Origin of the sequence: Streptomyces sp. NRRL S-118 (assembly GCF_000716335.1) — a bacterium.
Lineage (GTDB): Bacteria > Actinomycetota > Actinomycetes > Streptomycetales > Streptomycetaceae > Streptomyces.
Window position 1 is genome coordinate 258,853 of sequence record NZ_KL591008.1, and the last position, 9,011, is coordinate 267,863.

Sequence of the window (9,011 nt, forward strand, 5' to 3'; positions counted from 1 at the left end):
AGGCTAGCGTGCGAGGTGAGACCCGGTCCTCCGGGTGCTCCTCCGGACGTTCCCGCGTCCACAGGGCTTGTGCGGAGTGGAACACGTTCTTAGCATCGTCACTGTTACAGCAGTTGTGTCACATCATGCTGGGGGTTCGATGGCAGGGACAGGCAACGGCCCGCTCGCCGGGGTGCGCGTGGTCGAACTGGCGGGCATCGGGCCCGGCCCCTTCGCCGCCATGCTCCTGGCCGATCTCGGCGCCGACGTCGTCCGCGTCGACCGGCCCGGCGGCGCCGGGCTCGCGATCGACCCCGCGTACGACCTCACCAACCGCAACAAACGCTCCGTCCTGATCGACCTCAAGGGGGATGGCGGACCGGAGCAGGTGCTCGACCTCGTCGAGCACGCCGACATCCTCATCGAGGGGTACCGGCCCGGCGTCGCCGAACGCCTCGGCGTCGGGCCCGAGCCGTGCCTCGAGCGCAACCCCCGACTCGTGTACGGGAGGATGACCGGCTGGGGCCAGGAAGGCCCGCTCGCGCAGCGTGCCGGGCACGACATCGCGTACATCGCCGTCACCGGCACCCTCTCCATGATCGGCAAGCCGGACGAGCCGCCCGTCGTCCCGGCGAACCTCGTCGGCGACTACGCCGGCGGCTCGCTCTACCTCGTCGTCGGCGTCCTCGCCGCGCTCCACCACGTACGTGCCGAGGGCGGCAGCGGCCAGGTCGTCGACGCCGCCATCACCGACGGAGCCGCCCACCTCACCACGATGATCCACGGCATGATGGCCGCCGGCGGCTGGCAGGACCGGCGCGGCGCCAACCTCCTGGACGGCGGGTGCCCCTTCTACGGCACCTACGAGACCGCCGACGGCGGGTACATGGCGGTCGGCGCGCTGGAGCAGCAGTTCTACGACGAGTTCATCGAACTGCTGGGCATCCGGGACACCGCACCCGCCCGCAAGGACTTCGCCCGCTGGGGCGAGCTGCGCGCCGCGGTGGCGCGGCGCTTCAAGGAGCGGAGCCGCGCCGAGTGGACGGCCGTCTTCGAGGACTCCGACGCCTGCGTGGCCCCCGTGCTCTCGCTGCGTGAGGCACCCGCGCACCCGCACCTGGCCGCCCGCGGCACCTTCACCGAATACGGCGGCATCACCCAGCCCGCCCCCGCGCCCCGCTTCTCCGCCACCCCGGGCGCCGTGCACCGCCCGCCCGCGCAGCCGGGCGCCGACACCGACGAGGTCGCCCGCGACTGGGGCGTACCGAGCATCCGTACCGACGAGACCAGGGGGACCGGGTGAAACGCCGGATCTTCAGCGCCGAGCACGACGCCTTCCGCGAGACCGTCCGCACCTTCCTCGCCAAGGAGGTGCTTCCGCACTACGAGCAGTGGGAGAAGGACGGCATCGTCGCGCGCGACGCCTGGCTCGCGGCCGGCCGGCAGGGCCTGCTGGGGCTCGCCGTCCCCGAGGAGTACGGAGGCGGCGGCACCACCGACTTCCGCTACAGCGCGGTCCTCGCCGAGGAGTTCACGCGCGCCGGCACCCCGGGCTTCGCGATCGGGCTGCACAACGACATCATCGGCCCGTACCTCACCGGGCTCGCCACCGACGAGCAGAAGCGGCGCTGGCTGCCCGGCTTCTGCACCGGTGGGACGATCACCGCCATCGCCATGACCGAGCCGGGCGCCGGATCCGACCTCCAGGGCATCCGCACCACCGCCGAGGACAAGGGCGACCACTGGCTCCTCAACGGGTCCAAGACCTTCATCTCCAACGGCATCCTCGCCGATCTGGTGATCGTCGTCGCGAGGACGACCCCCGAAGGCGGTGCGCACGGGCTGTCCCTCCTGGTCGTCGAGCGGGGCATGGAGGGCTTCGAGCGCGGGCGCAACCTCGACAAGATCGGCCAGAAGTCCCAGGACACCGCCGAGCTGTTCTTCCACGACGTACGCGTCCCCAAGGAGAACCTCCTCGGCGACCTGAACGGCGCCTTCGTCCACCTGATGACCAACCTCGCACAGGAGCGGATGGCCATAGCCCTTGCGGGCATCGCCGCCGCCGAACACCTGCTGGAGATCACCACCGCGTACGTCAAGGAGCGCGAGGCGTTCGGGCGGCCGCTGGCGAAGCTCCAGCACATCCGCTTCGAGATCGCGGAGATGGCCACCGAGTGCGCCGTCACCCGCACCTTCCTCGACCGCTGCATCGCCGACCACTCCGACGGGGAGCTGGACGCCGTCCACGCCTCGATGGCCAAGTGGTGGGCCACCGAACTGCAGAAGCGGGTCGCCGACCGCTGTCTGCAGCTCCACGGCGGCTACGGCTACATGGCCGAGTACCCGGTCGCCAGGGCCTTCACGGACGGCCGCATCCAGACCATCTACGGCGGCACGACCGAGATCATGAAGGAGATCATCGGCCGTTCCCTGCTCGACCAACCCTCCCGAAAGGCCTGACCAGTGAGCACCGAAGCGTACGTGTACGACGCGATCCGCACCCCGCGCGGGCGCGGCAAGGCCAATGGCGCCCTGCACGGCACCAAGCCGATCGACCTGGTGGTCGGGCTCATCCACGAGCTCCGCGGCCGCTTCCCGGACCTCGACCCGGCCGCCGTCGACGACATCGTCCTCGGCGTCGTCGGCCCCGTCGGCGACCAGGGCTCCGACATCGCACGGATCGCCGCCATCGCCTCGGGGCTGCCCGACACCGTCGCCGGCGTCCAGGAGAACCGCTTCTGTGCCTCCGGCCTGGAAGCCGTCAACATGGCCGCGATGAAGGTCCGCTCCGGTTGGGAGGACCTCGTCCTGGCGGGTGGTGTCGAGTCGATGTCGCGCGTCCCGATGGCCTCGGACGGCGGTGCGTGGTTCAACGACCCGATGACCAACTGGGACACCAACTTCGTCCCCCAGGGCGTCGGCGCCGACCTGATCGCCACCATCGGGGGCTATTCCCGGCGCGACGTCGACGAGTACGCCGCGCTCTCCCAGGAGCGGGCCGCCACCGCATGGAAGGACGGCCGCTTCGACCGGTCCGTCGTGCCCGTCAAGGACCGCAGCGGCCTCGTCGTCCTCGACCACGACGAGCACATGAGGCCCGGCACCACCGCGGACTCGCTCGCCGGGCTCAAGCCGTCCTTCGCGGCCATCGGCGAGATGGGCGGCTTCGACGCCGTGGCGCTGCAGAAGTACCACTGGGTCGAGAAGATCGACCACGTCCACCACGCCGGCAACTCCTCCGGCATCGTCGACGGCGCGGCACTCGTCGCCGTCGGCAGCAAGGAGGTCGGCGACCGGTACGGGCTGACGCCCCGCGCGCGCATCGTCTCCGTGGCCGTCTCCGGCTCCGAGCCGACCATCATGCTGACCGGCCCCGCGCCCGCCTCCCGCAAGGCACTCGCCAAGGCCGGGCTCACCATCGACGACATCGACCTCGTCGAGATCAACGAGGCGTTCGCGGCGGTCGTGCTGCGCTTCGTCCAGGACATGGGCCTGACGCTGGACAAGGTCAACGTCAACGGCGGCGCCATCGCCATGGGCCACCCGCTCGGCGCGACCGGCGCGATGATCCTCGGCACCCTCATCGACGAACTGGAGCGCCAGGACAAGCGCTACGGCCTCGCCACGCTCTGCGTCGGCGGCGGCATGGGCGTCGCCACCGTCGTCGAGCGCGTCTGACCCCGTCCTGTCCCGTACGGCCTTACGAAAGCAGCCCGAACCATGAGTGAGTCCACCACCATCCGCTGGGAACAGGACGAGACCGGCGTCGTCACCCTCGTCCTCGACGACCCCGACCAGTCCGCCAACACCATGAACCAGGCCTTCCGGGCCTCCATCGCGGCGATCGCCGACCGCGCGGAGGCGGAGAAGGACTCGATCCGCGGGATCATCTACACCTCCGCGAAGAAGACCTTCTTCGCCGGCGGCGACCTCAAGGACATGATGAAGGCCGGGCCGCAGGACGCCCGGCGGATCTTCGACGCCGCCATGGAGATGAAGCGGTCGCTGCGCCGCATCGAGACCCTCGGCAAGCCGGTCGTCGCCGCCCTCAACGGCGCGGCGCTGGGCGGCGGCTACGAGATCGCCCTCGCCTCCCACCACCGCATCGCGCTCGACGCGCCCGGCTCGCGGATCGGCCTGCCCGAGGTCACCCTCGGCCTGCTGCCCGGGGGCGGTGGCGTCGCCCGTACCGTACGGCTGATGGGTATCGCGGACGCCCTGCTGAAGGTGCTGCTGCAAGGCACGCAGTACCCGCCGCAGCGCGCCCTGGAGAACGGCCTGGTGCACGAAGTGGCCGCCACGCCGGAGGAGATGCTCGCCAAGGCGCGGGCGTTCATCGACGCCCACCCCGAGTCGCAGCAGCCCTGGGACGTGCCCGGCTACCGGATCCCCGGCGGGACGCCGTCGCACCCCAAGTTCGCCGCCAATCTCCCCGCCTTCCCGGCCAACCTCAAGAAGCAGCTCGCCGGCGCCCCTTACCCGGCACCGCGCAACATCCTCGCGGCCGCCGTCGAGGGCTCCCAGGTCGACTTCGAGACCGCGCTGACGATCGAGTCGCGGTACTTCACCGAGCTGGTCACCGGGCAGACCGCCAAGAACATGATCCAGGCGTTCTTCTTCGACCTCCAGGCGGTCAACGCCGGCAGGAGCCGCCCCCAGGGCATCGAGCCGCGCACCGTCCGCAGGGTCGCGGTCCTCGGCGCCGGGATGATGGGCGCGGGCATCGCGTACGCCTGCGCCAAGGCGGGCATCGACGTCGTCCTGAAGGACGTGTCGGCCGAGGCGGCGGAGAAGGGCAAGGCGTACTCGGTCAAGCTCCTCGACAAGGCACTCGCCCGGGGACGCACGACCGAGGCGAAGCGGGACGAGCTCCTCGCGCGGATCACCCCGACCGCCGAACCGGCCGACCTGGCGGGCTGCGACGCCGTCATCGAGGCCGTCTTCGAGGACACGGCGCTCAAGCACAAGGTGTTCCAGGAGATCCAGGACATCGTCGCCCCGGACGCCCTGCTGTGCTCCAACACCTCCACGCTGCCGATCACCACGCTCGCGGAGGGCGTCGAGCGTTCCGCCGACTTCATCGGGCTGCACTTCTTCTCGCCGGTCGACAAGATGCCGCTCGTGGAGATCATCAAGGGGGAGCGGACCGGTGACGAGGCGCTGGCGCGCGCCTTCGACCTCGTACGCCGGATCAACAAGACGCCGATCGTCGTCAACGACTCGCGCGGCTTCTTCACCTCGCGCGTCATCGGCCGGTTCATCAACGAGGGCGTGGCGATGGTCGGGGAGGGCATCGACCCGGCCTCCGTCGAGCAGGCCGCGGCGCAGGCCGGCTACCCGGCCAAGGTGCTGTCGCTGATGGACGAGCTGACGCTCACCCTTCCGCGCAAGATCCGCAACGAGACGCGGCGGGCGGTCGAGGAGGCGGGCGGCACTGGGGAGGAGCACCCGGCGGACTCGGTGATCGACCGGCTGGTCGACGAGTTCGGCCGTACCGGCCGCAGCGGCGGCGCGGGCTTCTACGACTACGACGAGGAGGGCAAGCGCACCGGTCTGTGGCCCGGACTGCGGGAGCACTTCGGCACCTCCGGAGCCCCGGACGTCCCCTTCGAGGACATGCAGGAGCGGATGCTCTTCTCGGAGGCGCTGGACACGGTCCGCTGCCTGGAGGAGGGCGTGCTCACCTCGGTGGCCGACGCGAACATCGGCTCCGTCATGGGCATCGGGTTCCCCGCCTGGACCGGCGGTGTGCTCCAGTACATCAACGGCTACGAGGGCGGTCTGCCCGGCTTCGTGGCCCGGGCGCGGCAGCTCGCCGAGCGGTACGGGGACCGGTTCCAGCCGCCCGCGCTGCTGGTGGAGAAGGCGGAGCGGGGCGAGACCTTCAGCGACTGAGCCCCGGGCCGTCACCGGGCCGGCCGTCCTCCACCGGACGGTCGTCCCGGTGACGGCCGAGCGCCCGGCCGTACCGCCGGGAGACCTCCGGCATCAAGGACTCGCCCTCGGCCGGCCGGGCGAGACCGAAGACGTAACCGGGGAAGTCCAGCTCCCGCTGGACCGCCCAGATCGCGCCATGGTCGTCCGGCGGGAACAGCTGCCCCGGGTCGCCCACGGCGACCCAGCCGATCGGCACCGTCGTCTCCTCGGGCAGGACCGTGCGCAGGTGGACGACGGCGTTGACGCGGACCTCCGAACGGGAACCGATGCGGGCTCCGTTGAAGACCCGGCAGCCGGAGGCCAGGAAGACGTCGTCGTCGGCCCGGCACCCGACCAGGTACGCCTGGGGGCCGACCAGGACGTGTCGCCCCAGCCGCAGCGGGTCCTGGCGCGTGCCGCGCAGCACCGCGTTCTCCATCACGATGCAGCCCTCGCCCAGCTCGACGGGCCCGCCCTCGGCGGTCAGGACCGCGCCGAAGAGGATCCGGCAGCCGGGTCCGACCCGGACGGCGCCGCACAGTGTGGCGTTCGGCGCGACGTAGGCGGTGGGGTCGACCTCGGGTGTGTGCCCCTGGTGCTCGAACAGCATGGCCATGGCACGCATCGTGCCATCATCCGGTCGGCTCCGCCCGCACGGCGCCGCAACCGGCCCGCACGGCCCCCGGTCCGCTCGGCGGCCTCAGCCCGCCTCCACGGCGCCTCCACCCGCCCGCACGGGCGCCTCGGCCGCCCGGAAGGTGCCCGATTCCGCCCGTACGGGCGCCTCAGTCCGCCCGGAAGGCGGCGCGCAGCTCCTCCTTCAGCGACCGCTGGAACGCCGTGACCAGCGCCTGCACCACCAGCGGCTGCATATGGGCGGACAGCGACTTCATCGCCGCCACGTGCTCCGGGTCCGCCTCACGCTCCCGGTACGGCCCCCACACCTCGTCCCGGAACAGGCGGGTCAGCTCCTGCGCCGCCGAACGGGTGTGCTCCACCAGGACCGTCCGGGAGGCCAGGATCGTCTCGTGCGGGATCGGCACATCCAGCAGCTGCACGCCCAGGCGGAGCAGTCCGGGGTCCACGCGGAACGTTTCCGCGCCGTGGCCTTCGCCGTCGTTGCGCGCCAGCACGTCCATGGCGGCGAGCCGGTCCAGGTCCTCGTCGGTCAGCGTCCGCCCGGCCCGCCGCTCCAGCTCGGTCCGGGGCATGTCCTCCGGGGAATCCGGCGCCCAGGTCGCCACCAGAGCGCGGTGGACGGCCAGGTCCTGGGCACTGAGGTCCGGCGGCAACTGCTCCAGGTACCGCTCGATCGCGGCCAGCGTCATGCCCTGGTGCTGCAACTCCTCGATGAGCGCGAGACGCGAGAGGTGCGCGGGGCCGTAGTGGCCGACCCGGCGCGGGCCGATCTCCGGCGGGGGCAGCAGGCCCCGTGTGCCGTAGAACCGGATGGTGCGCACGGTGACGCCGGCCCGGGCGGCCAGCTCGTCGACGGTGAACGTCGGCTGCTGCGCCTCGGCCTCGGTCTCGGTCGCCATGGCGGGGCCTCACTTCCGGTGGTGCGGTGCATCGGTGCAACAGTATTGCTGTCGCACCATCGATGTGAAAGACCGGCCGATTGTCGGTGGCGCCCCGTACGGTGGTTCGTATGACGGGGAAGACGGTGAAGACGGAGACCGCACAGGTTTCGTACGTACGAGGCGACGCCACCGTGCCGGCCGGCAAGGGCGTGAAGATCATCGCGCATGTCTGCAACGACCTGGGCGGCTGGGGCAAGGGGTTCGTGCTGGCGCTCTCCCGCCGCTGGCCGGAGCCGGAGGCCGCCTACCGGCGCTGGCACCGCGGGCGTGCCGGGAACGACTTCGGTCTGGGCGCCGTGCAGTTCGTCCAGGTCGGGCCGTACCTGTGGGTGGCCAACATGGTGGGGCAGCGGGGGATCCGCACGGGGAGCAAAGGGGTTCCCGTGCGGTACGAGGCGATCGATTCCGCACTGGAGAAGCTCGCGGCCAAGGCCGCGGAGCTCGGCGCCTCGGTCCACATGCCGAGGATCGGCTGCGGCCTCGCCGGCGGGAAGTGGTCCCGCGTGGAGCCCCTGATCACCGAGCGGCTGCTGGACCGGGGCATACCGGTGACGGTGTACGACCACGCCGGCTGAGCGCTGGCGCCGCGCCCGGGCCGCCGCACGGGAGGCCGCTGCCCCGGCCGGGGCCTGCGGACGGCGAAACCCGGTTGCCGCCCGCGCCGGTGCGGTGCTGGGGTGCTGCCATGGACCTGGACGCGGTACGCACGCAGTTCGACCGGGAGATGCGACGGGACGCCCGGCCCGACGGGCCCGGCTGCACGGTCGAGCGGGTGGGGGACGTGGTGCGGCAGACCGGGCCGGCGCATGCCTGGAACGGCGTGCTCTGGTCCGGCCTGGACGCGGCGCGCGCGGACGCGGCGATCGCCGGACAGGTGCGCCACTTCACCGCGCTCGGCCTCGGGTTCGAGTGGAAGCTGTACGCGCACGACCACCCCAGGGACCTCGGCGGGCGGCTCCGGGCGGCGGGCTTCACGGCGGAGCCGGAGGAGGCCCTGATGGTCGCCGACGCCGAAGACCTCGCGCGGACCGGCCGGTCCGCCGGGATACCCGAAGGCATCGTGGTGCGTCCGGTCATGGACGAGGCCGGTGTGGCGCTGGTGACGGAGGTCCACGAGCGGGCGTTCGGCATCGACGCGTCGGACCTGCGGCGGCAGCTGCTCGACCGGCTGGCCGCGCAGCCGGACACGGTCGCCGCCGTCGTCGCTCTCGACGGTGACCGCCCGGTGAGCTCGGCACGGCTGGAGCTCCAGCCCGGTACGCGCTTCGCCGGACTGTGGGGCGGCGGCACGGTGGAGGAGTGGCGGGGCCGCGGCGTCTACCGCGCCCTGGTGGCCCACCGCGCCCGGATCGCCGCCGAGCGCGGATACCACCACCTCCAGGTCGACGCGTCCGCACTGAGCCGCCCGATCCTGGCTCGCCTCGGCTTCGCGCAGGTGTCCACGACCACGCCGTACGCCTACGTGCCGTGACGCCCGGGCTCCTGCCGAGCCCGGCAGAAGCCCGTTCGCCCGGTGGCCCGTTCGCCCGGTGGCCC

Annotated in this window: 8 protein-coding genes; 6 read left to right on the forward strand and 2 right to left on the reverse strand. The window is 72.0% G+C overall.

Annotated features, from left to right (window positions below):
- The first annotated feature begins 139 nt into the window (after nucleotides 1-139).
- From IH00_RS0116690 to IH00_RS0116705, 4 genes are read left to right on the forward strand one after another with little or no spacing between them, the layout of a single operon-like run.
- On the forward strand, nucleotides 140-1,282 hold the full coding sequence (locus IH00_RS0116690) for a CaiB/BaiF CoA transferase family protein (RefSeq protein ID WP_199819762.1): 1,143 nt from the start codon (nucleotides 140-142) through the stop codon (nucleotides 1,280-1,282).
- Nucleotides 1,279-2,439 carry an acyl-CoA dehydrogenase family protein gene (locus IH00_RS0116695; protein WP_031074311.1) on the forward strand — a complete coding sequence of 387 codons (1,161 nt, stop codon included), beginning with the start codon at nucleotides 1,279-1,281 and terminating at the stop codon, nucleotides 2,437-2,439. The genes IH00_RS0116690 and IH00_RS0116695 overlap by 4 nt, the downstream gene beginning before the upstream one ends.
- Before the next feature lie 3 nt (nucleotides 2,440-2,442).
- Nucleotides 2,443-3,657: an acetyl-CoA C-acetyltransferase gene (locus tag IH00_RS0116700; RefSeq protein ID WP_031074312.1), complete on the forward strand. Its 1,215-nt coding sequence runs from the start codon at nucleotides 2,443-2,445 to the stop codon at nucleotides 3,655-3,657.
- 42 nt (nucleotides 3,658-3,699) lie between these two features.
- A complete protein-coding gene (locus IH00_RS0116705) occupies nucleotides 3,700-5,874 on the forward strand; it encodes a 3-hydroxyacyl-CoA dehydrogenase NAD-binding domain-containing protein (protein ID WP_031074314.1) in 2,175 nt (724 codons plus the stop codon).
- Here IH00_RS0116705 and IH00_RS0116710 read toward each other — a convergent pair.
- Nucleotides 5,864-6,511: a gamma carbonic anhydrase family protein gene (locus IH00_RS0116710; RefSeq protein ID WP_199819763.1), complete on the reverse strand. Its 648-nt coding sequence runs from the start codon at nucleotides 6,509-6,511 to the stop codon at nucleotides 5,864-5,866. The genes IH00_RS0116705 and IH00_RS0116710 overlap by 11 nt on opposite strands.
- Before the next feature lie 169 nt (nucleotides 6,512-6,680).
- On the reverse strand, nucleotides 6,681-7,433 hold the full coding sequence (locus IH00_RS0116715) for a MerR family transcriptional regulator (RefSeq protein WP_031074318.1): 753 nt from the start codon (nucleotides 7,431-7,433) through the stop codon (nucleotides 6,681-6,683).
- Nucleotides 7,434-7,543: 110 nt separating this feature from the next.
- Here IH00_RS0116715 and IH00_RS0116720 point away from each other — a divergent pair, with 110 nt between their 5' ends.
- Both IH00_RS0116720 and IH00_RS0116725 read left to right on the forward strand, forming a co-directional pair.
- Nucleotides 7,544-8,050 carry a macro domain-containing protein gene (locus IH00_RS0116720; RefSeq protein WP_031074319.1) on the forward strand — a complete coding sequence of 169 codons (507 nt, stop codon included), beginning with the start codon at nucleotides 7,544-7,546 and terminating at the stop codon, nucleotides 8,048-8,050.
- Between the two features lie 110 nt (nucleotides 8,051-8,160).
- Nucleotides 8,161-8,946 carry a GNAT family N-acetyltransferase gene (locus tag IH00_RS0116725; RefSeq protein WP_031074321.1) on the forward strand — a complete coding sequence of 262 codons (786 nt, stop codon included), beginning with the start codon at nucleotides 8,161-8,163 and terminating at the stop codon, nucleotides 8,944-8,946.
- Nucleotides 8,947-9,011: the final 65 nt, after the last annotated feature.

Coding starts and splice junctions, on each gene's coding strand:
- IH00_RS0116690 (WP_199819762.1), top strand. CDS start 140: ATGGCAGGGACAGGCAACGGCCCGCTCGCCGGGGTGCGCGTGGTCGAA.
- IH00_RS0116705 (WP_031074314.1), top strand. CDS start 3,700: ATGAGTGAGTCCACCACCATCCGCTGGGAACAGGACGAGACCGGCGTC.
- IH00_RS0116710 (WP_199819763.1), bottom strand. CDS start 6,511: ATGGCCATGCTGTTCGAGCACCAGGGGCACACACCCGAGGTCGACCCC.
- IH00_RS0116715 (WP_031074318.1), bottom strand. CDS start 7,433: ATGGCGACCGAGACCGAGGCCGAGGCGCAGCAGCCGACGTTCACCGTC.
- IH00_RS0116720 (WP_031074319.1), top strand. CDS start 7,544: ATGACGGGGAAGACGGTGAAGACGGAGACCGCACAGGTTTCGTACGTA.
- IH00_RS0116725 (WP_031074321.1), top strand. CDS start 8,161: ATGGACCTGGACGCGGTACGCACGCAGTTCGACCGGGAGATGCGACGG.